Raw genomic sequence first — 25,440 nt, 5'->3', positions numbered from 1 at the left:
CAAGCGACTGAAGCATTGCTAAAATAGCGGCCATTCTTCATCTAATACTGAGTTTTGACATGGCTGCAACTGACTGGTTATCCCAAGGCACTTTGGTACTGGCAAGCAATAACAAAGGTAAAATTGCCGAGTTTGAGAAAATGTTTGCGGAACTGCAACTGCCGGTAGATGTGATTCCTCAAGGTCAACTGGATATCGAAGATGCGGTCGAAGACGGCTTGAGCTTTGTTGAAAATGCCATTATCAAGGCGCGTCACGCGGCTAAAATTTCCGGAAAACCTGCGATTGCCGATGACTCAGGCATTTGTGTACCCGCACTGGGCGGTGCCCCGGGCATTTATTCTGCACGTTATGCTGGTGAACATGGCAATGATGCCGCCAATAACGAAAAGCTTCTAGCAGACCTTAAACCACTGCGTAAAAATGGTGCAGCGATTGAAGGCATGTTTATCTGTGTACTGGCCCTGGTTCAACATGCTGAAGATCCACTGCCACAAATCTTCCAAGGCATCTGGACAGGTGAAATTCTGGAAGCGGCACGCGGAGAAAATGGTTTCGGTTATGACCCATTATTCTGGCTACCGGAACTGGGTATTTCCAGTGCAGAAATGAGCAAGTCTGAAAAGAATAAAATCAGCCACCGTGGTCAGGCGATGCAGCTGTTTAAGGCAAGTTTGGCGAAGTAAGTTTTCCATATTTTTCCCCTCTCCTTCTAGGAGAGGGTTAGGGAGAGGTAATTATAAAAATATCACTGACCCTTAGGAAAATAGAAGGGATTTAAACATTAGTGAATCCCCCTAAATCCCTCTTTTATAAAGGGGGACTTTACAACTCTTTATAGCCTTCTCTCCAAGAAAGGAAACTTTATAGTGTAGGCATCAATACATGCAACACTATCCCATATAGAGCAATCAAGATCGCACTGGCCAAGGTTCCTGAAGCAATATATTTGGCTGAATGCCCGGTTCCCTGATAATGGGTTTCTAGCGCCACAATATTGGCTGCGGGCGGTAATAAAAAGAACATCAGCATTACTGCATAAGTCAGGGTTTGCTGCGGGATCGGCAAATAAAAATAAGCTGTGCCACACAGTAAAAAAGCAAATAGCCCACGATAAAAAATCAGTTGCAGACTGCGCATTAAATCGAAGCGGCTGATCCGTACATTGCTTAGCCACATTCCTAGTACACACATGCCGCTAAAAGTCACCAGCACTTTATTGGCTTGATACAGCATCTCTACCCAAGCCACTTGTTGCCAGTGACTCAAATCCCAAAATGACAATAAAGCTGCCATCGACAAAGCCACCACTGGCGGTGAGAGCAACACATTTTTTAAAATATAACGCGTGTCTTGTCTGGCTTCACTGACTGCCATGACTGCACAGACATTGCCAAACAAAGAACCACCAATGTACAGCGCCACCACGGTACTGGTCGCTTGTGGACCAAAAACGGCCAGGGCAAAAGGAATCCCCAGCCACGCACCATTTAAATAGCTCAGACATAAGGCACGCAGTTTATTTTTAAGGATGCAATAAAATACGGCAAAGAACAGGCAGGAACAAAAGAAGCTAAAGCTGATCAGCCACAAACTGCCTTCCCGGTAGAACACCATGTTGTAAATAATCAACACCGGAATCAGGACACGGGCCAATAAAGCCGCCAAGAAAGGCCGAATCGGTTTTAAATATTGCACGCCCCAATAACCGGTCAGAAAAGACAGGAGCGGAAGAATCAAAGCCATGACAGTACTGCTGGGATTTCCATATCAAGCCATATGCTAGCACAGCCTGGTTTTGATCGAATCGTAGAATTTTTGATATGAACTATTCATCGCACTGATGCTGTGTCGGCAAACTGTCATTAAAGCGTCACTGCATTGTCATACAAGCCTGCTGAGATAGGTACATGAAATATGGAGGATAAAATAATGGCAGGATTATCAATTTGGCATGTGCTGATTTTTGCAATTGTAGTGATTTTATTGTTTGGCACATCGAAACTGAAGAATCTGGGTAAAGATGTTGGCGGCGCAATTAAAGACTTTAAAAAATCAGTTAAAGATGAAGAAGCTGAACAGGCCAAGTTAGCAGAGCCACGCATCATCGAGGCACAAGTCAAAACCCCTGAAACCTCGATCAAGAGTTAAGAGTCCGCTATGCTCAATATCGGAATGACCGAGCTGCTGATTTTCGGGATTATTGCACTTTTGGTCTTGGGACCAGATAAGCTTCCGGAAGCTGTACGTTTTGTCGGAACATGGTACGGCAAGATCAAGCGTATGGTCAGCAATGTTCAGAATGATCTGGATCGTGAATTGCGGCTGTCTGAGCTACGTGAACAAATGCAGGCTGAAATGCAGCGAATCCAGCAACTCGAAGCCAAGATGCAGGCACAAATGGCAGATTTGCAGCAGCCGATTGCAGCTAATGAATTAAAACAAAAGCCTCAGGTCACTCAGCCTTTGCTTCGCTATCAGCCGGTGCTAGAACCCGTATCGTCGGTGTATTTACCTCAGCCCGCAAAAACTCAAGCAGTGATCCCGGAACAACGCTATACAGAAATGAAGGTGGCCGTATGAGCTCTTTACCGACCACACCAGCCTCAAATGATGCAGCAGCGGTAAATCTTGAAGAGATGCCAATTACCCAGCATCTGGTGGTCTTAAGAAAGCATCTGTTTAAAGTGGTTGCTGTCCTGATTGGCCTGTTTTTCTGTTTATTGCCCTTTGCCAATCAGACGTACCAGTGGTTGTCTGAACCGCTGCGTGCACAGCTACCCGCCAGCTCGACCATGATTGCCACGGATGTGACAGCAACATTCATGGCACCATTTAAGCTGAATTTCTTTGTGGCATTGATGATCGCGATGCCGTTCATCCTGTATCAGCTCTGGACATTTGTTAAACCGGCCCTGTATGCCAAAGAAAAGAGTCTGGCTTTACCACTTTTGCTCGGTAGTATTCTGCTGTTTTATATCGGGATTAGTTTTGCCTACTTTGTGGCATTGCCCTCGATCCTGCATTTTTTCATCAGTGTCTCACCTGAAACTGTGGCCCCGATGACGGACATTAACAGTTATCTCAGCTTCTGTTTAAAACTGTTTCTGGTCTTTGGTTTTACTTTTGAAATTCCCATTATCACTTTAATTCTGATCCTGATTGGGGCAGTTTCGACACAAACTCTGGTAGAAAAACGGCGCTTTATTATTGTCGGCTGTTTCTTTGTCGCGATGTTTGTGACACCTCCAGATGCACTGTCGATGATCATGCTGGCTGTGCCGATGTGGCTGCTGTTCGAAATGGGTCTACTGGCCGGAAAACTGATCGAAAAACGGCGCTTAAAGACAGAATAAAAACAACCAGCCAAAACAAGAAAAACATCTATTTATTCAGGCAGCCTTGGCTGTCTTTTTATTTTCTTAATTTTATAAAATATTGATTTATTTAACTTTAATGTAATATTTTCTTAAGATTACTGTCATATCCCGCACTTAAGGTATTGAAAACTTCTACACCACCAAGCACTTATTTTTTAATTGGGACTTTAAAATGAAAAACGAAGACATGATACCTTGCCAGGATCTGGTTGAAGACAGTAATAATTCAAATAATACCCACTTTCAAACCATTCTGGATCAATATACTAGCCGCCGCAGCTTTATTGCAAAAACCACCAGTGGGGCAATGGCCTTAGCCTTTGCCGCAACAGTAAGTGGTTGTTCAGATGATGATAATGATTCTGGTACGCCTGACAATAATCCGACTACCCCACCGGACACTACTAGCCCAGATCAACATGCATGGAGTGACCTGAAAGCGCGCCCGAATAAATTGACCTTTAAGCCGGTTCGCAAAAATACGCAAAACTTCTTTAGCGTGCCTAAAGGTTATGAGCTTAAAGTGCTATATGCGGTCGGTGATCCAATTAACCCAGCATATCCAGAAAAGACAGATGCGAATTTACCTTCTGGTGCGTCTTACCAGTTCCGCTCAGGCGACAACCATGATGGTATGAGCTTCTTCGGCATGCATCCAACCAACAAAAATTATGCTGCCAAAGAATCAACACAAGGTTTACTGGTTCTAAACCACGAATACCTGCAACAATCTCAGTTACATATGCCTGAAGGTACAATTACCACCGACGGTATTCGCCCAGAAGATCAGGTACTCCGTGAAGTGAATGCGCATGGTGTGTCCGTAATTGAGATCAGCAAAGATGCGAATACACAAGACGTTAAAATCAACTTGAATTCTAATTTTAACCGTCGTATCACTGCAGCAACCGAGATGGAAATTAATGGACCAGCGCGTGGTTCTGACTTGGTTAAAACGGCTTTCTCACCAGATGGGACGTTGACTCGCGGTACCTTTGCCAACTGTGGTAATGGTTATACGCCATGGGGAACTTACTTAACCGCTGAAGAAAACTGGAGTGGTTATTTCGCCCGTCAAGCCAATGACACTCGCGCTATTGCAAAAGAAGAAATTTCATTATCACGTTATGGTCGTGGTGGTACTGATGCTCATTCATCTCAATACCGCTGGAATACTCCTGTTGCTGAATTAACCGGTGATAAAGGACTTTATGATCGTTGGGATATTTCAGTTAAAGGCGCAAATGCTTTAGCAGATTATCGTAATGTCATGAATACCTGTGGCTTCATTGTGGAGATTGACCCATTTAGCGCGACTACTCGTCCAGTTAAACGTACTGCACTGGGTCGTTTTGCCCATGAAGACTGCCGCTGTAGCAACCCTATTCCGGGTCAGCCATTAGCGTTCTATATGGGTGATGATGCAACAGGCGAATATATCTATAAATTTGTTTCTGAAGCCCTCTGGGATCCGAAAGATGTCAATGGTGGTTATACCGCTGGTGATAAATACATGGATAAAGGCACATTATATGTCGCTAAATTCAATGATGACGGTACGGGTGAATGGTTAGAACTGACCTATGGCAAAAATGGTTTAACTGCTGCCAATGAAATCTATCCATTTGCAGGCCAAGATGACATCGTGATCAATGCCCGTCTTGCTGCTGACCATGTCGGTGCAACCAAAATGGACCGTCCGGAATGGGTCGCGGTCAATCCGGAAAATGGCGAAGTGTATGTAACCTTAACCAACAATGGTAATCGTGGACGTGCCTACCCGACTGACGCAGCCAATCCGCGTAGCTATGTCGATTTCAAAGGTTCAAATGCCAGCAATTCAGGCAACATGAATGGTCATATCATTCGTTTTAGTGAAGCCGAGAATACGGTCAACGCCACTACATTCACCTGGGATATTTTCCTCTTCGGTGCAGAAGCACGTGCCGCGTCCAACATCAACCTGTCAGGTCTGGATGATTTGAATGATTTCTCTAGCCCGGACGGCATGTGGTTCGATCCGCGTGGAATTTTGTGGATCCAGACGGATGATGGCCAGTACACCGATGAAACCAACTGCATGATGCTGGCAGCTCTTCCAGGCACAGTCGGCGATGGTGCTAAAGCGATTGCTGCAAGTACCAAGACTGAAGGTCAGGAAACCATTGTCGGCGCCAAACTAGATAATGACCGGGTTCGCCGCTTTCTTACAGGTCCATCGGGTTGTGAAATTACCGGTGTCACCATTACCCCGGACTACAAGGCGATTTTCGTCAATGTCCAGCATCCAGGTGGCGCATGGCCAGCCAACCAGAGCGAGCGTTATAGCCGCTTAGGTAAAGTACCTCGTTCTGCGACGGTGGTGATTACCCGCAAAGATGGCGGTGCGATTGCCGGTGAGGCTTTGGAACAAGCGACCGCATAAAGAATAAGTTTCATTAAAATGCCGGCTTCTGCCGGCATTTTTTATATGTGACTATTTTTGTAGTGCAATAATCTTCTGGATCAATTGCCCGGTGGTGGCACCTTGTTGTGATTTCTCGATCCAGTGCCATTGTTGTTGCTGCATTCTCAGAAAATTCGAGCAACGGGTGCCATAGGCTGGACTTTGAATAAAAGTCGAAGACAACAGCTGTTCCATTTCAACCGAAATTCCTGTTTCTGGTAGCAGTTCAGGAATCACTTTACGTTCATCTTCAAGAATATCCCACACCGCATGATATAGATCAGCTTCCGAAACTGCCTGTTGTTGCAGCATTGGTAGAAATTCCTGGGTAAAGCGTTTGCGCAGATGCCGGGTCTTGTACCAGTCTTCACTCATCAGACCATTTGAAACCACATAGACACCTTGTGCCAGCAGTTGCGGCGCCTCACCGCGATTGCTCATATACACGGCCTGCTGCTGATCTCCAACGAATAGGTTAAAGCCGGCATAATCACACTGCCGCTGTTCCAGGTCTTGAGCAAAACGAATAGGCGTTAAGTCAGAATCCAGAAAGTCCTGAATAATATGCCCACGTGAGGTCGGATAATCATTTCGATCCTGCCCATCCCGAAAATTGGTAATCACTGCCCAGCGACCTGAGGCCGTAATGCCCATCCAGGTGCCGCCAGACTGTAGATCCTGTCCGGCAATAATTGGACTATTCTCCCATTCATGCAGCCCCTGTGTAGGTCGCTGATAGAATTCATCCCGGTTTGAAATCAGACATAATGGAGTCTGCTCCAGAACCCGCCACGCCAATGCCACGATACACATAATTTACGCTCTCGATCTTTACACATTGAATGTACAACATTTTTCTTTGCTTTCAGCTAAAATCTGTGCAAAACAGAATCACAAGGAACAGGCATGCTCACCTATCCCAATATTGATCCCGTCGCGATTTCGCTCGGGCCCCTGCAAGTCCACTGGTATGGACTGATGTATTTACTGGCATTTTTATTTGCCTGGGGATTGGCGACGTTTCGCGCCAAACAACGCGGCTGGACACCGGACATGGTCTCTGACCTGATTTTCTTCGGTGCCCTCGGTGTGATCATCGGTGGCCGTGTCGGTTATGTCTTCTTCTACGGTTTTTCCCAGTTCCTGGCCGATCCTCTATGGCTGTTCCAGATCTGGACTGGCGGCATGAGCTTCCATGGCGGTTTCCTCGGGGTTATTCTGGCCATGTTATGGTGGTGCAAGAAATACCAGATGACCTGGTTCCAGACCCTGGATTTTATCGCACCTTGCGTACCGACAGGGCTAATGTTTGGCCGGATTGGTAACTTTATTGGCGGTGAACTGTATGGCCGTCAGGTGACCGATCCAAACTTTGCCTGGGGCATGATTTTTCCGACCGATCCGCTGCAACTGGTACGTCATCCATCACAACTGTATCAGGCACTCTGTGAAGGACTGATCCTGTTTATTGTACTGTGGTGGTTCAGTTCCAAACCACGTCCACGTATGGCCGTTTCGGCCCTGTTCCTGATCGGTTATGGTCTGGCACGTTTCATTGTTGAGTTCTTCCGTGAACCGGACAATGGTCAGCTGTTTATTGGCTGGATGAGCAAGGGTCAGTTCCTGAGCCTGCCAATGATCCTGATTGGTTTGTGGATGATATGGTATGCCTACCAGAAGAAAATTTATGACTGGGGTCCACAGAAAAACAGCTAAAAACAGCTCAATTTAGCGAGGCAGAGGCCTCGCTTTTTTATGCCGAAAATATGCTAAAGTGCCGATTATCTCTTCTATTCCATCATCACTATGCTTGAGTTCTGGTTTAATCCGCAGGTCTCTGTTCTGAAAAAACTGCTGATCTTTATTGTGATTGCTGTGATGGCTGCCGTGTTGTACTGGATGCAGCCACTACCGCTGGATGCAATTTTGATGTTTGTCGGAACAGGGGTCATTTTTCTGATCTGCCGCTATTGCAAGATTCATTTTGCCGCAAAAAATCCGGGCGGTTTTTTATATAGACTGCTGACCTGGATTCCAATTGCGCTATTAATTGCTTTAATTTTTATGAATATGCAGAAAGGCGAAATCCTGATTCCGGGCGCACAGGGTATTGCCTTTATGGCCCTGGCAATCTGCCTGTTTTCACCGCTGTCGCTATTAAATCAGAACTCTCAGGATGCAGAGCCACCCCATGCTTGAATTTTGGTATTCCGAACGCTGTCACCGGCAAATTAAACTGATGGTGATTATCGCGACCTGTATTGTAATTTATGCCGCATCGACTGTGGCCCAGTTAGATCCGGTGTTGGTCGGGCTAAGTCTGGGTATTGGAATTGTCGTGCATTTACTGCACCATTTCCGCTCGAAAATCTCCAAGGACAATCCCTATGCACATGGCTTTGGCGCCTTGAGCCGAGTCATTCCCATCATTGCCCTGATCACCCTGTTTGGATATTTACCTGAGCAACATCAACAATGGGCAAAATTTGCCTTGGGCCTGCAATGTCTTGGCTTTGCTGCAATTGGATTGTTTATCGTATCAGTCTATGAAAATCGTGCGAAGCGTTTTGAAGAATGACCATTTCGCACAGTTTTTAGAAGTATGTTTCCAGACGATAGTAACTATAAGTCACGTTTTTATTACGATAAACTGCATGATCTTTTTGCTTGAAATCTGAAACCCAGGCAGAACCGGAATAGGCCGCGATATGGCCATATTTATGTCCTTGCGTCCGGTCGATAATATAGATATCGCCTTTTTTCGGCCGATCAAAAGAAGTATTAATTTTCTTATAGCCCAGCTGCATCAGGGTATTTCCCCAATCGGCTGCTGCCACCGGATGATTCACAATTTTCGCACCCGAGGATTGCAAGCCGACACGAATACTGCGCGCACATTTTTGTGTACTGGTATTTCGGGTGATGCCTTGCAGATAACTGGTAAATTTCTCGATATTAATCCGATGGCCATTGCTGATGCCTGAAACATTACGGGTAGTGGCTGGCTGTGATGACTTTTTAGGTCTTTGCTGCGATTGGGAACGCACCATGATATTCGCTTGGACAGGAGCATGTACTTCGCTCATGTTTACCTGATGATCATAGATCATGCCTTACCAACCGCTCCTCGCCTGTAAATTAGGCTTTCATATTGTTAACAAGCCGAGAATACTAGTCGTTTAAATGTTATCTTTCACGTTAAAAATGTAAATGAATTTGTCTATTTTCGCAGCATTCTAATTAAGCCTTTCTTTCTCTTACAGTTACAAAAAATATCATCTCTGCAAAAAAAATGTAAACCGCCACCCATTTGAAGCTCTTAAAAAGCTTTTCTATTCTTCTCCACACAGAATGAGAGATAAAACGAGGCCTTGTTTTTTTCCTTCAAACAGCTGTACTCATGTTGTGCTGCGGCCACTTTCAGACAACATTTCACTACAGGACTACATCATTTTTAGCCGCCAGTCTCGTATTAAACTAATTCGGTATTTTAATATTGAGATGAACGGAGAAGAAAGAATGACTCAGGATTTAGCCACCGTTTCGAATTTTAATTTAGAACAATATTTAGGAACCTGGTACGAAATTGCACGTTTGCCAATGAAGCACCAGCCTGAAGACAGCACCGATATTTCTGCGGTATACAGCTTGAATGAAAATGGCAAGGTTCGGGTTCAGAACCGCTGTCTAGATGGCGAGGGCAAGCTGGATGAAGCCATTGGTGAAGCGACCATTGTCGATGCAGAACAGGCCAAACTTGAAGTCAGCTTTTTGCCCGAAGGCCTGCGTTGGGTTCCATTTACCAAGGGTGATTACTGGGTATTAAAAATTGACCCGGCTTATCAGACTGCCCTTGTCGGCGAACCTGGCAAGGAATATTTATGGCTTCTGCATCGTGGTACCAGTCTGGATGAAGCTACCAAACATGAGTATTTAAGCTATGCCGAATCTTTAGGTTATGATCTGTCCAATCTGATTCATACAGTTCATACGGGCCATAAAACGGCTTAAGTCTTTTCTGCAATAAGCACCCGCCCTGGGTGCTTTTTTTGATTGGGTGCTTGCCGCTCTGTTTCCAGAAGATGCAATATCAGAAATATTAGAAAAAAATGTTATGATGCATGCAATTCAATTTGCCCAGCTCGACAGAAAATGGCTTTATCCAAGCTAAATTTTTTCTGCTGAAAAAAAGGGGTAATTTAAACAAATTTTTAAGAGAAACCTATGCGCCAATATCTTGACCTTTTACAACATATCCTCGACAACGGCGGCGATAAAGGCGACCGTACCGGTACAGGTACACGTTCGGTATTTGGTCATCAGATGCGCTTCGATCTTTCCCAGGGTTTTCCTTTACTGACCACCAAAAAAGTTCACTTCCGTTCTATCGTGATTGAATTGTTGTGGTTCTTAAAAGGCGATACCAATGTGCAATATTTAAAAGAGCATAAAGTTTCGATTTGGGACGAATGGGCGACCGCCGAACAGACTGCGCGTTTTGGCCGTCCTGAAGGCGAACTGGGTCCGGTTTATGGTCACCAGTGGCGTAATTTTGGTGCCAGCAAAAATGCCGATAACAGCTATAATCAGGACGGTTTTGACCAGTTCAAATGGTTGATCAATGAAATTAAAACCAATCCGAATTCACGCCGTCTGATTGTGTCTGGCTGGAACCCGAATGAAGCGGGTCAGGTTGCATTACCACCTTGCCATACCCTGTTCCAGTTCTTTGTCCACAATGGCAAACTGTCTTGTCAGCTCTATCAGCGTAGCGCCGATGTTTTTCTGGGTGTGCCGTTTAATATTGCCAGCTATGCCCTGTTAACGCATATGATCGCGCAGGTCTGTGATCTGGAGGTGGGTGATTTTGTCTGGACAGGTGGTGATACGCATCTGTATAGCAACCACTTTGAACAGGCACAATTACAGCTCAGCCGTGAGCCATTAGGTCTGTGTCAACTCAAACTGAATCCTGAAATCAAAGACCTGTTTGACTTCAAATTTGAAGATATTGAAATTGTCGGCTATGAATCACATCCGGGAATTAAAGCCCCTGTCGCTGTTTAATTTTCTTTATTATAAAGGGCTCTCCCCTCTTAAGAGAGAGCCAGGGAGAGGCCTTTAGCACACCTAAATCGGCTCTCCCTTTCAAAATATATTCCCGGCCTTAAAGCGCAAGGAAATTAGCATAGATTGTTAAGCTCTCCTTGGTAGCAGTGAAAAATTACACAAAGTACTTTGGGCTTGACCAGAAGGATTCAATACATGTCATTTCAAGATTTAGAAGTTGTACACGTTGTCGCCATGGATCAGCAGCGCTGTATCGGCAAGGACAATGACCTGCCTTGGCATATCTCAGCCGACCTTAAACATTTTAAGGAAATCACCCAGGGCGGTGTGATTGTGATGGGCCGCAAGACCCTTGAATCGATGGGTCGCGCGCTACCTAAACGCGTAAACTGGGTCATTAGCCGTGATCCGGACTGGTCATTTGAAGGTACGAAAGTCGCTCATAGCATTGAAGATGCACTTTGTCAGGCCGTCGCTGATGTACAAGGCTCAGAAAAACCGCAGTCTATCTTCATTATTGGTGGTGGTGAGATCTTTAAACAGACCTTAAATATCGCTGACCGTCTGGAACTGACCCATGTCGAACTGGATGTCCAAGGTCATGCTTATTATCCTGAAATTCCGGCAGAATTTAAAAAAGTCGCAACCGAGCAACATATCGACGACAAAACCGGGATTGCTTTTGAGTTCGCAACCTACAGAAAATAAAGTCTATTTTTCATGAATAAGTGACCATGCAGGGACGCGAATATATCTCGAAGCACTGGAGTCTGTGGCTGCTGGGCAGCCTGTTTACCCTCTTTGTCATTCTGTCGAGCCTGTGGCTCAGCCTGATGCTCTGGGTGCAGCAACCCCTCGGCAAAATTGGCAGCTTGATCCTGATTGGTCTTTGGCTCACGTTTTCCCTAGTCGTACTCGGGATCTACTTCACTAAGCACCTGATTTCGCGTAGAGTCGATAGCATTCTGTATCTTCTGGTGTTTCTGTTTTGCCTGCTCGGCTATTTCAGTCTGGAGGCACGTCAGGATCGGGAGTGGAATCCTGAAGTCGCTCAGTTGCTGCATTATGAACAGGAAGGCGATCAGGTCACCCTGCACAATATCCGTAACTTTGACTGGCAGGCCGATGGTAGTTATATCGAACGCTGGGAAAGCCGCAGTTTTGATCTGAACCAGATTAGCGGAGTGAATATCATCACCTCCTACTGGATGGGACCAAAAATTGCCCATACGCTGGTCAGTTTCGATTTTGCCAATCAAAAACCTCTCACTTTTTCAATTGAAATCCGTAAAGAAAAACATGAAGAGTTTTCTGCAATTGGTGGGTTTTTCCGTAAATATGAACTGAGTCTGGTGGCAGCGGACGAAAAAGATATTGTGTATACACGTAGCAATATCCGCGGGGAGCAGGTCTATTTCTTTCCGGTAAATATGCCACAAGCACAGGCCAAAGCCTTGTTCAAAGAATATCTGGCCCAGGCCGATGAGCTGGCCAGGGAACCCAAGTGGTATAACACTCTGACCAGTAATTGCACCACGCTGGTTTTCGATATGGTTCAGGCTGTATCGCAACAACAATTGCCTTCAGATTACCGGCTGCTGGCTTCCGGTTATTTGCCCAATTACCTGTACGACTTGAAAGTACTGGATCAATCCTGGAATATGCGGACCTGGTACCAGCAGGCACATGTGAATCCCCGGGTTAAACAGCCTGCCAACCTGTCCAGTCAGGAATATTCGCAGCGACTGCGTCAAGGCTTGCCTGCACCGCAAACGCATTAGACTGCTCTAGCACCACGTTAAACAAGGATACAAAACTGACTGGAACCCAGATCATTTTTTTGTTTATATACAAATAGCTAGTCAATAAAAGAGTATCTCTTATGCTAAAAAAATTAACTGCAATCGCTATTTTAGGCTCGGTATTAACTGTGATGGGTTGTGAAACCGTTCCCGACAATACAGCCACAACAAAAACCGCGACTCATTTACAACTTTTGCAAAACCGGACCTGGATTGCAACCCAGATTGGCAATACTGAAATCAAGACAGCGCAAACTGCACGCAATATTCCAAGTCTGCAATTTGATGCCAGCACCCAGCGTGTTTCCGGTTCAGATGGTTGTAACCGGGTCATGGGCAGCTATACGGCGGGCAAAGATACTTTGAATTTAAGCCAGATGGCAACCACACGCATGGCCTGCATGAATAATGACCAGCTTGATCAGAAATTTAATGAAGCTTTAGCTAAAGTGACGCATTATCAGGTATTTGGCAAAACCTTAAAACTGCTGGATCGTCATGGTAATCTGCTGATTCAACTGGAAAGTGCAGTCCAGCCACGTTAATACTTTCCTACAAAAAGCCTGTACTGACAGGCTTTTTTATCTTTCATACTGATGGGTCAGGATTCAACCATCAGCCCAATTCAACTGAATGAGGAATCAACCATGCAACAGGCACTTTTCGGTGGTGGATGCTTTTGGTGTACCGAAGCGGTATTTTTACAGATTCAGGGCGTGCACCAAGTGCTGAGTGGCTATGCCGGCGGACAGACAACTGACCCAAATTATGACGAGGTGTGTGGAGGTGCAACCGGCCATGCTGAAGTCATTCTGATCGATTTCGATGAAAACCAGATCAGCTATGCCCAGTTACTTGAGGTGTTTTTTGCGACCCACGATCCAACCACGCTAAACCGTCAGGGCAATGATGTCGGTACCCAGTATCGTTCCGTGATTTATTATCTGAATGATGAACAGAAAAACCAGGCTGAAGCCGCCATTGAGGCCTTAAAAAATGAAGGTCTGAATATCGTAACTGAACTTAGCCCGATGCCGACCTTCTACCCTGCCGAGGAATATCACCAGAATTTCTTTGCGAAAAACCCAAATCAGGGGTACTGCAATTTTGCCATTCCGCCAAAACTGAACAAGTTACGCAGTAAATTCATGACCCTGTTAAAAACCCATTAAGTTTCGTGAGCAATAGGCATAAAAAAAGCGACTGCAAGCAGTCGCTTTTTTTACGCTCTGAATCTGAGCTATATGAATCCTAGTTATCGGTTGCAAAGGCAATATCGCTGAGTCCGGCTCCACTCGCACGCGACATGACTTGCGCTACCGTGTCATAACGGGATTCTTTATCTGCTTTCAGCACAATGGTTGGCTGACGTTCAGTCTGGCCTGCTTCATTAAAACGGCTCTGTAATTCATCCAGGCTCAAAACATTACCATTCCAGGCAATATCACCCTGTGCGTTGATGCTGATGGTGACATTTTCAGGTGGCAGATCAATAATTTCCGCAGTAGTTTGTGGCAAGGTTAATGGAATTGATGGGTTCGCAACGGTCGCTGTCACCAGGAAGATGATCATCAATACCAACATAATGTCGATGAGGGGAATGAGGTTCATCTCATTCATGCCAACATCGTTGTCTTCACCCAGTTGAAAAGCCATTAAGCCTGACCTCCCACTAAACTCTGTTGTGTTACTTTTTCATCAGACTTTTTAAGCGCAGATTCCTGTTGCAACATGGTATCAATCAACAGGCCATGTGCCTGATCTTGTAACTCATGCGCCAAACCGCGGTTGAAACGTACACAGATGTTATAGGCCAGTACCGCAGGAATTGCCACTGCCAGGCCTAAACCGGTCATGATCAAGGCTTCGCCCACAGGGGTTGCCACTTGTGCCAGACCAGCCTGACCACTTTTACCGACCGCTACCAGCGCATGGAAAATACCCCATACCGTACCGAATAAACCGATAAATGGCGAAATCGAAGCAATCGTACCCAGGACGGATACGCCTTTTTCAGCATTGGCTTTTTCGGCTGAGATTTGACGCAACAACGCCTGCTCTGCCACTGCCTTACGCTGTTCAAAGCCCAAAGGAGCCAGTTTGGTTTTCAATTGATCTAAGGCCTTGGATAACTGGGCATAGGCAACTTGTTTAAGCTGGCGAGTGCCCATTAAACGCAGCACAAAAATGGTCCATGTCGTAATCGACATTGCCAATAACACGAAATACAGCGTTTTACTGACTGCATCAGCGTGTTGCCAATAAACTGAAAAGTTCATCTTCGAACTCCTAATGGGTTAGCCGTTATTTGGTAATTTGAAAATCGAAAGGTTGCTCAACCCGGGTTGGATAAGCCACACCATTTTCCACATATTTGGTCAGTTGCGCGCGACGTACCGCTGCTTCAACTTTACGATTCACTGCCGGGCTGCAATCTGAATTACGTGCAGTCGCAGAAACCACTTTACCCTGTTCATTTGCCGCCACATCCACCACCAGCGAACAGGCCGATTTTAATTCACTCGAAGATAATGAAACTTTCGGTGAACGCTGCCAAGAAACACCTCCGCCAATCGAGACACTTTTCGGGGATGGCGGCGCAGCAGGTGCTGGTGGTGCGACCGGTGCAGGCGGCGCAACTGGAGCCGGTGCCGGTTTTACTTTAGTTTCGGTTACAACTGTCGGGACCACCGGACTTGGGGTGGGTTTGGCTTCAACTGGGGGCGCTTGTACTACTTTTGGAGTCTCTGCCTTTTTCACCTGTTCTATTTTTTCAACTTTTTTTGGTGGCGGTGGCAGCGGCTTCTCTACAATTTTGACTTCTTTGGGCTTAGGCGGCTCTTTTTGTGGCTCGGCCTTCGGCTTTGGCGGTAACGGTTTCGGTGCTTCCTGCAGTTTCACAAAGCGTACTTTGAGCGGTTCTTTTTCTACAGGCTTGAGCTGTGGTGCTGGCATCTGGCTCACGGCCCACAATAAACCCACATGTCCGACGAACACAGCTGCCAAAATCGAGATGACTTTCTTTTTCATCTTGTTGGGCGGTGGAGGTGTCATGGGAGCAGCAACTTGACTCATTAAATCTATTACCTTGAGGAGATGATGTGAAACAAACAATCAAGCTCATCGGTTAGCACAATTAAAGTACGCCAATAATAAATGAGAAGTGTTTTCATTTGCAACTACTAATCCGGTCTTTCACTGACTTTTTTTGCATCAAAACAAAAAAAGGCACACTAAAAGTATGCCTTTTTAAATGGGGATGCAAGGATTATTGGAAAACCACGGTTTTATTGCCATCGACAATAATACGGTCTTCCAGATGCCATTTAACCGCACGTGCCAGTACATTACGTTCTACGTCCTGACCCAGTTCACGTAACTGTTCAACAGTAAAATCATGGTTAACCCGTTCTACGTCCTGCTCGATGATCGGACCCTGATCCAGGTCGGCAGTTACATAGTGCGCAGTCGCACCAATCAGCTTGACACCTTTTTCATAGGCCTGCTTATACGGATTGGCGCCGACAAATGCTGGCAGGAACGAATGGTGAATGTTGATCACTTTCATTTCCCACTTGCTGACAAACTCCTCATCCAGAATCTGCATATAACGCGCCAGTACCAGCAGGTCATTGCCCTGCATTAACTGGTCAATTTCTGCATACGCTTCAGGCTTGTTGTCTTTGGTCACCGGCACCACTTCAAATGGAATCCCGAAGTTTTCAACCGCTTCGCGCAACGTCTCGTGATTCGACACTACCTTGGTAATTTCGCATGGCAGGCCACCACGTGCATGACGCCATAACAGCTCAAGCAAGGCATGATCGACCTTAGACACCAGAATACCGACTTTTTTCACATCGCTGACCAGGGCCAAACGCCATTGCATGCCATAACGCTCGGCAACATTTACCGCAAAAGTCTGGATAATACTTTCTTTGCGGCTTTGCAGATGATCCAGTTCAAATTCAACGCGCATGAAGTAACGTCCGCCCTGCGCTGCTGTCGCATATTGGTCAAGCGCAGTAATATTGGCACCTTGATGATACAGGAAGCTCGAAACAGCCTGCACGATGCCCGGCTTGTCTTCACAAGTAATCAATAAACGTGCGGTGTTAGCAGTCGTCATATTCATGTTGGTTTAAGTCACTAATTAGTTAAATTAAAAAATAAGCCGGGTATTCTAGCGCGTTTCTGAACTATTCTGAATAGGCGACTCGACTTCTGTGGTTTTTACAGATGACAGGCTGGCAAAAAGTTCCGAAGAGCCCAGACTATTCAACAGACCTTCATAAGTCTGACGACTCTCACCGCGTAAATAGGCCCCTTCCAGGAACACCATTTGGCGCAATGCCTGCCAGACCCATTTTTCTTCCAGTGTATTGGAATCGGTCAGATGGCCCGACATATACAGGAAGTTGGTCCAGTTGGTCAGCACAATCCACAGGTTAATGATCAGTGCTTCGATTTCTGAATCAGTCATTTCCATCAGGCCAGCATTGACAAAGGCCTTATAGATTTTCTGGCCCTGCTGCATCACCTGACCAGCAAAGCGTGGATACATCTTGCGAAAATCTTCGTTATTTTCGACCAGATGATAGACATCACGATGCAGGAAGCGATAAGCCCACAACTGGCTGCTCAGCACCTGAAAATAATGAATCTTGTCATTGGCATCCAGGGCACGATCATCTGGCAGCGCCAGCATGTCCAGGGTTTGCTGCTGGTACTCTTCCATCAGTTCTTTAATAATTTCGTTCTTATTGCGGAAATGATAATACAGGTTACCAGGGCTCATCCCGAGTTCGGCCGCAATATGATTGGTGGTCACAGAGCGTTCGCCACGTTCATTAAACAGCTGCAAACTGAGCTGCAAGATACGCTCTTTAGTTTTTAAGGTTTTGGTTTGGGACATCCTAAAATAACCATTCAGTTCGTGCATTAGCAGGCTAACACACAAAGTCACTTGACTAATTAGAGTATTTGCTCTAAAAATTGATTAATCGATTTTGAATAATGGTAGTGCGGCATGAACAGTCACACAAAAACAATATCAATGACACCACATTTTTTTGATAGCCAATACCTCAATGAAGTCTTGGCGCAACAAAAACATGCTTATTTAAACTATCCTTTGCCCACAGCAAAGGAACGTATCGACCGTTTAGCTCGACTTAAGCGTATCTTAGTTAAGTATCAAGATCAATTTGCCGAGGCAATTAATCAGGATTATGGTAACCGCTCGATTGGGGAAACCAAAATTGGTGAACTGCTCACCTGTCTGGAACACATCAAGTATTATAGCAAAAACCTGACTCGCTGGATGAAACCGTCCAAGCGTCATGTCGGCATCATTCATCAGCCGGCTAAAGCCTGGGTACAATACCAGCCTTTGGGCGTGATTGGGATTATTGCACCCTGGAACTACCCGCTGTTGCTGTCGGTTGGCCCCCTGATCTGTGCCCTGGCTGCGGGTAACCATGCCATGATCAAGATTTCCAGCGCCTCAGCGGCATTTGGGGAAGTCCTGGAAAAAGCCCTGGCTGAAGCGTTTCCCAAAGAACTGGTGGCGGTAGTCAATGGCGGCGGTGTGATCTCGGATGCCTTCTGTCGCCTGCCTTTCGACAAGATGATTTTTACCGGTTCAACAGCTGTGGGCAAAACCGTGATGGCAGCCGCAGCCGAAAATCTGGTGCCGGTAATTCTGGAACTCGGGGGCAAGTCTCCAGTCCTGGTACATCCATCGATTGATCTACGTGATGTGGCGCAGCGAATTGCGGTGGGTAAACTCTGGAATGCCGGTCAGACCTGTGTTGCGCCGGACTATATGTTCCTGCCACGTGGCAAGACTGCTGAATTTATTGATCATTTCAAAGCCTGCGTAGAAAGCATGTACCCGGATATCACCCATAATCAGGATTACACCTCGATTGTGAATGATAAACAGTACAATCGTCTGCAAGGTTATCTGGATGATGCACGCGAACAAGGTGCGCATGTCATTGAAATCAATCCGCGTCATGAATCACCGGCAGACCTGCGCAAAATTGCACCGACCATCCTGACCAATATCACGCCAGACATGCAGATCATGCAGCATGAGATCTTTGGTCCACTGCTACCGATCATGGAATATGATCAAATTGACGATGTCATCGACTTTATTAATAGCCGTCCACGTCCACTTGCTTTATACTACTTCGACTTTGATCAGGCGCGTGCCGATTATGTCGCACAGCGTACCCATTCAGGGCATTTTGGGCAAAATACGGTATTGACCCATGTTGCACAAGACGATCTACCATTTGGGGGTGTCGGTGCATCAGGTATGGGGAAATATCACGGACCAGAAGGCTTCTTCAGTTTGTCGCATGAACGCTCGGTAATGTCGAATCCAAAGCTGTATAGCTTGAAATACATTCTGCCACCGTTCAATAAGCCGATTCACAAGCTGATTTCGAAGACACTGCTCCGTTAAATGATCAAGGCATGAGCTATCGATATGGCTCGTGCTGCGTTTTGACGAAAATCGCTTGTCTTTTAAGCGCATTTTTGATATAAAACGCCCCTTGAATGATTTCAATCCGTTTATTTTTGACTGGCCATACAGATTTGCTGTTGGCTAAATCAATGGAGTTACACCATGTCTAAGGTTTGCCAAGTTACCGGCAAGCGTCCAGTCGTTGGTAACAACGTCTCACACGCCAACAACAAAACTAAGCGCCGGTTCGAGCCGAACCTGCACCACCACCGTTTCTGGTTAGAAAGCGAAAAACGTTTTGTACGTCTTCGTTTAACCACTAAAGGTATGCGTATTATCGACAAATTGGGCATTGAAAAGGTTGTTGCTGACCTACGTGCTCAAGGTCAAAAGATCTAAGGAGTCTGAACCATGCGTGATAAAATTCGCTTAGTTTCTTCAGCTGGTACAGGTTATTTCTATACCACGACTAAGAACAAACGTACTATGCCGGAAAAAATGGAAATCAAAAAATTTGATCCAAAAATCCGTCAACACGTAATCTTCAAAGAAGCTAAAATCAAATAATTTTGGTTTCTTTAAAAAAACGGCCTTTTCAGGTCGTTTTTTTTGCACTTTTTTTATCCGGCTTGATAAACTTTCTGCATGTTTTGGCACTTTTTGTGCTTATTTCCCAATAAACCTGGCTAAAGGAGTATTTAGTGCCACATGATGTAGAGCTCATTATCTTACTGGCTGTTGGTTTTGGTTTGGCTTTGGTTTTTGGCTATATTGCTGCACGTCTGCGCCTCCCTCCACTCATTGGCTATCTGATTGCTGGCATCCTGATTAGTCCCAATACGCCCGGCGTGGTCGGCGACATTCATCTGGCCAACCAGCTGGCAGAGCTGGGGGTCATGTTCCTGATGTTTGGTGTCGGGATGCATTTTTCACTCAACGATCTGATGCAGGTACGCCGGATTGCATTACCGGGTGCGATCTTGCAGATTGCAGTCGCGACCCTGCTCGGGGTTGGTGTCTCGATGCTCTGGGGCTGGAGCTTTGGTTCAGCGCTGGTGTTTGGCTTAAGTCTGTCCTGTGCCAGTACTGTAGTTCTACTCAAAGCACTCGGCGATCGTGGTCTGCTCGATTCAATTAATGGCCGGATTGCCGTGGGCTGGCTGCTGGTCGAAGATCTGGTGATGGTACTGGCTTTGGTATTATTGCCTGCGACTGCAGTACTTTTAGGCGGACAGGCACTTGAAGGCGCAGGTGATGAGAATATCTGGGCTACCCTAGGCATTACCCTGCTCAAAGTGGCCGGCTTTATTGCCTTCATGCTGATCATTGGCAAACGTCTGGTTCCAATGATCATACAGGTAGTGGCACGTCTCGGTTCGCGTGAACTGTTTACCCTAACGGTAGTGGCCGCTGCAGTCTCGATTGCCTTTGGTGCTTACAAAGTTTTCGGGGTTTCCATGGCATTGGGGGCCTTCTTTGCCGGTATGGTGGTAAAAGAATCTGATTTCAGTCATCGGGCCGAACAGGAAACCTTGCCGCTGCGGGAAATTTTCTCGATTCTGTTCTTTGTTGCAGTCGGTATGCTGTTCGATCCGCGCATTCTACTGGAACAGCCGCTACATGTGCTGGCCGTAGTCGGGATTATCATGATTGGTAAAACCATTGCCGCCATGGCACTGGTGCTGTTCTTCCGCTATCCAATCAATACTGCCCTGACTGTTGGCGCTTCGCTGGCACAGATCGGTGAATTTTCCTTTATTTTGGCGGCACTCGGTGTTTCATTGAATTTGCTGTCACTGGAAGCTCAGAACCTGATTCTGGCTGGTGCCCTGATTTCGATTACCCTCAACTCCTTTATCTTTTCCGCAATTGAACCGGCACAGAAATGGATTCGGGAGCGCTCGACCCTGGCTCGCTTACTGGAACGCAGTGGCGACCCTCTGGCCATGTTACCCGATGAAGTTTCACAGGATTATTTACGCGATCAGGTGGTGATTATTGGTCATGGTGAGGTCGGTCGCCGCATTACTCGCTCATTGATGCAAGAAAACATCAAGGTAGTGATTGCAGAGGAAAACCGTGACATCGTGGAAAATCTGCGTGAAAAAGGCATTGCGGCTGTTTCAGGTGCTGCAACTGAAGCCGGGGTGCTGATTCAGGCCCACATTCAGCATGCACGCTTACTGGTGATTTCTCCCATGGATATTATTGATATTCATAAAATTGTAGATATCGCCAAAATGCTGAACCCACAAATTCAGGTACTGGTCTGTGCAGAAAGCAAGGAAGAAGCTGAAGCCATTCGTCGCGATAATGTCGGTGCGGTATATTATGCCAAGGAAGAAATGGCCAAGAATATGAGTAATCATATTTTAAACCAGATCGAGATTGCGCATCAGCATACGCCTTCTCATTAAGCTCTCCAGATAAAAAAAAGTTGCCCAATGTGGCAACTTTTTTTATCTGTATGCCCCTGTAGCGATGTCTTTTAAAGCGTTGAGGTCGATGCAAAATTCACATTTAAAAAATTCAGTCTTCGCTGTTTTTCAGGAGAAAAATATTTATAAATACTTATCCTCGGCTTAGCCCATAAAAACAAAAAAGCACACGAGTCGTGTGCTTTTAAATCAGTTTTAATCATTAACTCATATACTTTGGCTCTTCATCCACAACTTCAGCCTGCCATTCATTGACCTGCTGTTCCAGCAAGCCATACAGGGCTGCCTGAATCATCTGCTGCGCAATCACAGGGGTCTGCTCTCCGAGTAGAGCCTTGACCTCGTCATTAAACTGAATCATGACCAAAGGCTGTTTGTGCGAACCTGCATTGCGTAAAGCCAACGCGCCACCTTCAAGTTGAACGAGTTCTAAAATCGCGTCTTGATTACCAAATAAGTCTTTCAACTGTTCTATAGACATATATCCTCCATGTTCAACATGGTGGCAAAGAGCCGAATGCACTTTGCATCATTAGAGTAATTGATATAGGGTTAAAAATTATAATTTCAAGTACGGCCGATCCGATTAAAATTCAATCATCTCATTACGAAAACCATCAATTAATTGCGTCAAGTCACGATGCCACTCTCTTAATATAGCAGGGTCAGGTAACCATGCTTGTGGAGACTGTGTGACTTTAATGATGAGATTTGAGGAGGTTTCGTCTTCAGGTTCCGGTGTACTCGGTTCTGGTGCATATTGACACAGACGGTAGGCACGTTTCAGTTCAGCAATGAAACCATTCTGGGAGAGGTGCTGTAGTACAGTCACTTCAGGTGATACCTGACCTTTGGCGGCCATCAGTTCTTCAATCGACTTTAAGGTCGGATTGGAATCATTCAAACGATAATAACGCACTAGCTCCTGCAAAAATGCTAACAAAGCGCCATGCAGGTGAAACACAGTCGCCTCACGTTGTGCCTGGGCCTGTTGCACATGCTCGGTTTGCTCTGCCTGCTGACAGGCAAGGCGGGCAAAATACAGTTTTTGATTGGTACGGTCCGCATGATAGCGAGCAACACGGGTCATCGAGATTTCCTAAGGTTTAAAACAAATTCTGGCTGTTATAAAGTAAAAGGTTCGTCTGCATTTCGCAATCAAAAGATGTTGAGACTGCATTGATCGGGATCCGGATTCAGAGCATAAAGCTCACTGAGCAAATTGCAATATCCTAAATGACAGCCATAAAAAAGGAGCCTATCAAGTGCTCCTTTTACAGTTTAAGCCTCAGGCTTGTCTTCTGCTTGTTTTACCCGGATTCCATGTCCGTGCAAGCGTAAAGTATTCAGGCCTTTGATGGCTTTGATGGCTTCACGCGCATGCGGCATTTCCACAAAGGCAAAGCCTTTTGATTTTCCGGTTGCCGCATCAAGTACCAAGCTACAGGTATTCACTGTGCCATATTCCTGGAACAACTTCAGCAACTCGGCTTCGGTGACGGTACGTTCTAAATTACGAACTAAAATTTTCATCTGATAACCTTAAGAAGATAGGCAAAAAATATCAAAAAGCACGCGCCTACTCTACTTTTTGTATGCAACAACTTTGCTATAGTTTAATCGAGATCAATGCCAAAATCTAAATTAATCGATTGACGTTCAATTAAGGCACTTTTCACTGTTTGCTGCCGGGTTTTGTAATGGGTTTCCGTGGTACATAAATGCCGGGTGAGATCATTCAGGAAATAACTTTCGACTTTACGCCCCTGCTCATCCACGGTTTCCCGCGCCCAGTGATTCAGGTTCTGTTTGGTCAGAATTAACTCGTTTTTGGCCCGGGTCAGGGCCACATAGAGCACACGGCGCTCTTCTTCGACATCATCAAAGTCACCTTGCGCTCGTGCATGCGGATAATTCCCCGGCGTGACATTGGCCACATAACAGACATTCTGTTCGGTACCTTTGGCCGAATGGATGGTGATGAGGGTCACTACATCCGTATCTGACTGACGTTCAATTTCCGAGATCGATACCGGATCGAGCACATATTCCTCTAAAAATTCACTGAGCTGGGAATGTTTGGAAGCCAGTTGTTTTACCAGTTCAAAATCACTTTGGCGACGTGGCCAGTCCTTTTTATAGTTTTCTGCCAGTTGTTCCTCAATCGCCTGCACCGCAAGACTGACACAGGCTTTTACCTCATCTTTTAGCACACTCATCTGTTTCATGATCAGAATGGTTTCGAGCGGTATCTTGCCAAACTGCTCCAGTTTATTGGCAATCTGCTCCATTTCAGGTTCCAGCAAAATTTGTTGCGCCAGCTTGCTGGCACCGACATCACCCACGCCATTCCACAAGGTCAAGAAACGCATCCAGGCAATATCATCCAGCGGATTGGCCACCACCCGCAGCATGCTGAGCAAATCTTTGACATGGGCAGTTTCCAGCAGTTTCATGCCGCCAATAAAGCGATACGGTACATTGGCTGCGATACAGGCGGCCTCAATATGCCGTGCGGCGAAACTGGAACGCACCAGCACCATATGCTCGCCCCATTTGCTGCCTTGCAAATAATGCCGCTCTTTAATATCAATCGCGATCCATTTGGCTTCATCAAACTCGTTCGGGAAAACATGCATGCGCGGCTTGACGCCTTCGCCACGATAAGCTTCCAGACGTTTGTCATACTTGATTTCCGACTGATCCAGCAGCCAGTTGGACAGGTCCAGAATTTCCTGGGTAGAACGGTAATTTTTTTCCAGTTTGAAAATTTGTGCATCTGGCACCCGTTCTTTGAAATGGTGAATATTTTCAAAGTCTGCACCACGGAAACCATAAATCGACTGGGCATCATCGCCGACACAAAACAGGCTAATCCGGTCTTTCAGCGGCTCCAGCAAGGCCCATTGCAGTGGATTGGTATCCTGCATTTCATCGACCAGCATATGCCGGCAAATGGAAGCGACATAATCGACCAGACCTTCGGACTGTGCCAAGGCTGTCGCCACTACCGCCAGAATATCGTCATAATCCAGAAAACTGCGCGCCTGTTTGCGTGCTTCATATTCCTTCATGATCTCGGCAATTTGATCTTTCAGCGCCAGATATTCCGGCATCTGCTTTTCCAATGCCAGACTCAGCTTCTGCCGGGTATTGCGTGCAAAGGAGTATAAATCGCAGAGCTCCTGTGGTTTCGGCAGATGATTGGGATTTTTCTTGTCATCACGGCCACGAATCAGCCTGAACATCATCAGCTGATCATCGCGGTCAATAATCGAGAACTGCTCCAGACCAAAGGCTTTTGGAATACGGCGCAATAAGTACATGCAGAAAGTATGAAAAGTCGAGGCTCGCAGGCCTTTGGCCTGCTCACCCAGTGCCAATTCCACCCGCGCCACAATTTCACTGGCTGCACGGCGGGTAAAGGTCAGAATCTGAATCTGGTTGGCAGGTACGCCCTGCTCAATCAGGTAAGCTGCACGCGCCACGATGGTCTTGGTTTTGCCACAACCTGCCCCGGCCAGCACCAGACTATGTTTTGTCTCTGTGGTCGCTGCTTGCTTTTGTTGGGGATTTAATTCATCAATCAGGTTGGCTAAACTCATTTTCACTCATCGTTTTGTGGACAGTTGTAGTTTAACAGATCGCTCTTATAATTACGGTTTTTCATCCGCCCTGAAACAGCACCAAATTTTATCGCTTGCTGTTATAGGGTTGACGGCATGGATTGGGGTATAGAGAGATATCCTCAATCTGGCAAAGGATTTTTGTTATCTTGCGAAGCAGTGCTTCTCATCTATGAAAATAAGATCTGCTTATACCT

30 protein-coding genes are annotated in these 25,440 nt (G+C 46.0%); 18 read left to right on the top strand and 12 right to left on the bottom strand.

The window, feature by feature from the left end; genetic code table 11:
• Positions 1-59 precede the first annotated feature (59 nt).
• Entirely contained in the window at positions 60-686 is a 627-nt protein-coding gene (rdgB, locus tag AC3IT7_RS01950; RefSeq protein ID WP_489249210.1) for an RdgB/HAM1 family non-canonical purine NTP pyrophosphatase, read from the top strand.
• Between the two features lie 178 nt (positions 687-864).
• On the opposite strand, the gene AC3IT7_RS01945 is transcribed toward rdgB, so the two are convergent.
• Positions 865-1,746 (bottom strand): AEC family transporter, encoded by an 882-nt coding sequence (locus AC3IT7_RS01945; protein WP_489249209.1) that lies wholly within the window; start codon positions 1,744-1,746, stop codon positions 865-867.
• A 186-nt stretch (positions 1,747-1,932) separates the two neighbouring features.
• Here AC3IT7_RS01945 and AC3IT7_RS01940 point away from each other — a divergent pair, with 186 nt between their 5' ends.
• The 4 genes from AC3IT7_RS01940 to AC3IT7_RS01925 all read left to right on the top strand — a co-directional run bounded on the left by AC3IT7_RS01940 (position 1,933) and on the right by AC3IT7_RS01925 (position 5,805).
• Complete coding sequence (locus AC3IT7_RS01940; RefSeq protein ID WP_159123604.1) at positions 1,933-2,151, top strand: Sec-independent protein translocase subunit TatA; 219 nt, start codon at positions 1,933-1,935, stop codon at positions 2,149-2,151.
• A gap of 9 nt (positions 2,152-2,160) precedes the next feature.
• Positions 2,161-2,583: a Sec-independent protein translocase protein TatB gene (tatB, locus tag AC3IT7_RS01935; RefSeq protein ID WP_489249208.1), complete on the top strand. Its 423-nt coding sequence runs from the start codon at positions 2,161-2,163 to the stop codon at positions 2,581-2,583.
• Entirely contained in the window at positions 2,580-3,356 is a 777-nt protein-coding gene (tatC, locus tag AC3IT7_RS01930; RefSeq protein WP_475653461.1) for a twin-arginine translocase subunit TatC, read from the top strand. The genes tatB and tatC overlap by 4 nt, the downstream gene beginning before the upstream one ends.
• A 196-nt stretch (positions 3,357-3,552) precedes the next feature.
• Positions 3,553-5,805 carry a PhoX family protein gene (locus tag AC3IT7_RS01925; protein WP_489249207.1) on the top strand — a complete coding sequence of 751 codons (2,253 nt, stop codon included), beginning with the start codon at positions 3,553-3,555 and terminating at the stop codon, positions 5,803-5,805.
• 51 nt (positions 5,806-5,856) lie between these two features.
• Here the strand turns inward: AC3IT7_RS01925 and AC3IT7_RS01920 are convergent, their stop codons facing one another.
• Positions 5,857-6,639, bottom strand: coding sequence for an NRDE family protein (locus AC3IT7_RS01920; protein WP_489249206.1), 783 nt, complete (start codon positions 6,637-6,639; stop codon positions 5,857-5,859).
• Positions 6,640-6,732: 93 nt separating this feature from the next.
• Here AC3IT7_RS01920 and lgt point away from each other — a divergent pair, with 93 nt between their 5' ends.
• The 3 genes from lgt (at position 6,733) to AC3IT7_RS01905 (ending at position 8,404) form a co-directional block, all read left to right on the top strand.
• Complete coding sequence (lgt, locus tag AC3IT7_RS01915; protein WP_489249205.1) at positions 6,733-7,542, top strand: prolipoprotein diacylglyceryl transferase; 810 nt, start codon at positions 6,733-6,735, stop codon at positions 7,540-7,542.
• Positions 7,543-7,632: 90 nt separating this feature from the next.
• Positions 7,633-8,025: a hypothetical protein gene (locus AC3IT7_RS01910; RefSeq protein ID WP_489249204.1), complete on the top strand. Its 393-nt coding sequence runs from the start codon at positions 7,633-7,635 to the stop codon at positions 8,023-8,025.
• Complete coding sequence (locus AC3IT7_RS01905) at positions 8,018-8,404, top strand: hypothetical protein (RefSeq protein ID WP_489249203.1); 387 nt, start codon at positions 8,018-8,020, stop codon at positions 8,402-8,404. The genes AC3IT7_RS01910 and AC3IT7_RS01905 overlap by 8 nt, the downstream gene beginning before the upstream one ends.
• Positions 8,405-8,420: 16 nt before the next feature.
• Here the strand turns inward: AC3IT7_RS01905 and AC3IT7_RS01900 are convergent, their stop codons facing one another.
• Entirely contained in the window at positions 8,421-8,936 is a 516-nt protein-coding gene (locus tag AC3IT7_RS01900) for a CHAP domain-containing protein (RefSeq protein ID WP_489249202.1), read from the bottom strand.
• Positions 8,937-9,345: 409 nt separating this feature from the next.
• Here AC3IT7_RS01900 and AC3IT7_RS01895 point away from each other — a divergent pair, with 409 nt between their 5' ends.
• The 6 genes from AC3IT7_RS01895 to msrA all read left to right on the top strand — a co-directional run bounded on the left by AC3IT7_RS01895 (position 9,346) and on the right by msrA (position 13,870).
• Positions 9,346-9,837 (top strand): lipocalin family protein, encoded by a 492-nt coding sequence (locus tag AC3IT7_RS01895; protein ID WP_489249201.1) that lies wholly within the window; start codon positions 9,346-9,348, stop codon positions 9,835-9,837.
• A gap of 213 nt (positions 9,838-10,050) precedes the next feature.
• Entirely contained in the window at positions 10,051-10,893 is an 843-nt protein-coding gene (gene thyA, locus AC3IT7_RS01890) for a thymidylate synthase (protein ID WP_489249200.1), read from the top strand.
• A 198-nt stretch (positions 10,894-11,091) separates the two neighbouring features.
• Complete coding sequence (locus tag AC3IT7_RS01885; RefSeq protein WP_489249199.1) at positions 11,092-11,604, top strand: dihydrofolate reductase; 513 nt, start codon at positions 11,092-11,094, stop codon at positions 11,602-11,604.
• A 26-nt stretch (positions 11,605-11,630) separates the two neighbouring features.
• Positions 11,631-12,677, top strand: coding sequence for an Lnb N-terminal periplasmic domain-containing protein (locus AC3IT7_RS01880; protein WP_489249198.1), 1,047 nt, complete (start codon positions 11,631-11,633; stop codon positions 12,675-12,677).
• Between the two features lie 101 nt (positions 12,678-12,778).
• On the top strand, positions 12,779-13,243 hold the full coding sequence (locus tag AC3IT7_RS01875) for an META domain-containing protein (RefSeq protein WP_489249197.1): 465 nt from the start codon (positions 12,779-12,781) through the stop codon (positions 13,241-13,243).
• A 102-nt stretch (positions 13,244-13,345) separates the two neighbouring features.
• On the top strand, positions 13,346-13,870 hold the full coding sequence (msrA, locus tag AC3IT7_RS01870) for a peptide-methionine (S)-S-oxide reductase MsrA (RefSeq protein ID WP_489249196.1): 525 nt from the start codon (positions 13,346-13,348) through the stop codon (positions 13,868-13,870).
• A gap of 79 nt (positions 13,871-13,949) precedes the next feature.
• Here the strand turns inward: msrA and AC3IT7_RS01865 are convergent, their stop codons facing one another.
• The 5 genes from AC3IT7_RS01865 to AC3IT7_RS01845 form a co-directional block, all read right to left on the bottom strand.
• On the bottom strand, positions 13,950-14,354 hold the full coding sequence (locus AC3IT7_RS01865; protein ID WP_489249195.1) for an ExbD/TolR family protein: 405 nt from the start codon (positions 14,352-14,354) through the stop codon (positions 13,950-13,952).
• Complete coding sequence (locus AC3IT7_RS01860) at positions 14,354-14,977, bottom strand: MotA/TolQ/ExbB proton channel family protein (RefSeq protein WP_475653473.1); 624 nt, start codon at positions 14,975-14,977, stop codon at positions 14,354-14,356. Before AC3IT7_RS01860 ends, AC3IT7_RS01865 begins: the two co-directional genes overlap by 1 nt.
• A 25-nt stretch (positions 14,978-15,002) precedes the next feature.
• Positions 15,003-15,773 carry a TonB-dependent receptor gene (locus tag AC3IT7_RS01855; protein WP_489249194.1) on the bottom strand — a complete coding sequence of 257 codons (771 nt, stop codon included), beginning with the start codon at positions 15,771-15,773 and terminating at the stop codon, positions 15,003-15,005.
• A gap of 193 nt (positions 15,774-15,966) precedes the next feature.
• A complete protein-coding gene (gene purU / locus AC3IT7_RS01850) occupies positions 15,967-16,833 on the bottom strand; it encodes a formyltetrahydrofolate deformylase (RefSeq protein ID WP_489249193.1) in 867 nt (288 codons plus the stop codon).
• Positions 16,834-16,881: 48 nt separating this feature from the next.
• On the bottom strand, positions 16,882-17,613 hold the full coding sequence (locus AC3IT7_RS01845; RefSeq protein WP_475653476.1) for a TetR/AcrR family transcriptional regulator: 732 nt from the start codon (positions 17,611-17,613) through the stop codon (positions 16,882-16,884).
• A gap of 114 nt (positions 17,614-17,727) precedes the next feature.
• On the opposite strand from AC3IT7_RS01845, the gene AC3IT7_RS01840 reads away from it, so the two are divergent.
• The 4 genes from AC3IT7_RS01840 (at position 17,728) to AC3IT7_RS01825 (ending at position 21,596) form a co-directional block, all read left to right on the top strand.
• Positions 17,728-19,176: a coniferyl aldehyde dehydrogenase gene (locus AC3IT7_RS01840; RefSeq protein WP_489249192.1), complete on the top strand. Its 1,449-nt coding sequence runs from the start codon at positions 17,728-17,730 to the stop codon at positions 19,174-19,176.
• A gap of 165 nt (positions 19,177-19,341) precedes the next feature.
• The gene (rpmB, locus tag AC3IT7_RS01835) at positions 19,342-19,578 is read left to right on the top strand and encodes a 50S ribosomal protein L28 (protein ID WP_000048256.1); all 237 of its coding nucleotides are present in this window, start codon (positions 19,342-19,344) and stop codon (positions 19,576-19,578) included.
• Positions 19,579-19,590: 12 nt separating this feature from the next.
• Positions 19,591-19,746 (top strand): 50S ribosomal protein L33, encoded by a 156-nt coding sequence (rpmG, locus tag AC3IT7_RS01830; RefSeq protein WP_001205031.1) that lies wholly within the window; start codon positions 19,591-19,593, stop codon positions 19,744-19,746.
• A 134-nt stretch (positions 19,747-19,880) separates the two neighbouring features.
• Positions 19,881-21,596 carry a cation:proton antiporter gene (locus AC3IT7_RS01825; RefSeq protein ID WP_475653599.1) on the top strand — a complete coding sequence of 572 codons (1,716 nt, stop codon included), beginning with the start codon at positions 19,881-19,883 and terminating at the stop codon, positions 21,594-21,596.
• Positions 21,597-21,819: 223 nt separating this feature from the next.
• On the opposite strand, the gene AC3IT7_RS01820 is transcribed toward AC3IT7_RS01825, so the two are convergent.
• The 4 genes from AC3IT7_RS01820 to AC3IT7_RS01805 all read right to left on the bottom strand — a co-directional run bounded on the left by AC3IT7_RS01820 (position 21,820) and on the right by AC3IT7_RS01805 (position 25,222).
• Positions 21,820-22,098, bottom strand: a complete 279-nt coding sequence (locus AC3IT7_RS01820; protein ID WP_004278462.1) for a hypothetical protein — start codon at positions 22,096-22,098, stop codon at positions 21,820-21,822.
• Positions 22,099-22,203: 105 nt separating this feature from the next.
• The gene (locus tag AC3IT7_RS01815) at positions 22,204-22,707 is read right to left on the bottom strand and encodes a DUF6586 family protein (RefSeq protein ID WP_475653598.1); all 504 of its coding nucleotides are present in this window, start codon (positions 22,705-22,707) and stop codon (positions 22,204-22,206) included.
• A gap of 191 nt (positions 22,708-22,898) precedes the next feature.
• On the bottom strand, positions 22,899-23,150 hold the full coding sequence (locus AC3IT7_RS01810) for an RNA recognition motif domain-containing protein (protein WP_489249191.1): 252 nt from the start codon (positions 23,148-23,150) through the stop codon (positions 22,899-22,901).
• Between the two features lie 83 nt (positions 23,151-23,233).
• Positions 23,234-25,222, bottom strand: a complete 1,989-nt coding sequence (locus AC3IT7_RS01805; protein WP_489249190.1) for an ATP-dependent helicase — start codon at positions 25,220-25,222, stop codon at positions 23,234-23,236.
• Between the last annotated feature and the right edge of the window lie 218 nt (positions 25,223-25,440).

This window comes from Acinetobacter sp. KH_038 (assembly GCF_057839405.1).
The sequence above is the reverse complement of the archived record's forward strand: the minus strand, read 5'-3'. Positions and strand labels throughout refer to the sequence as shown.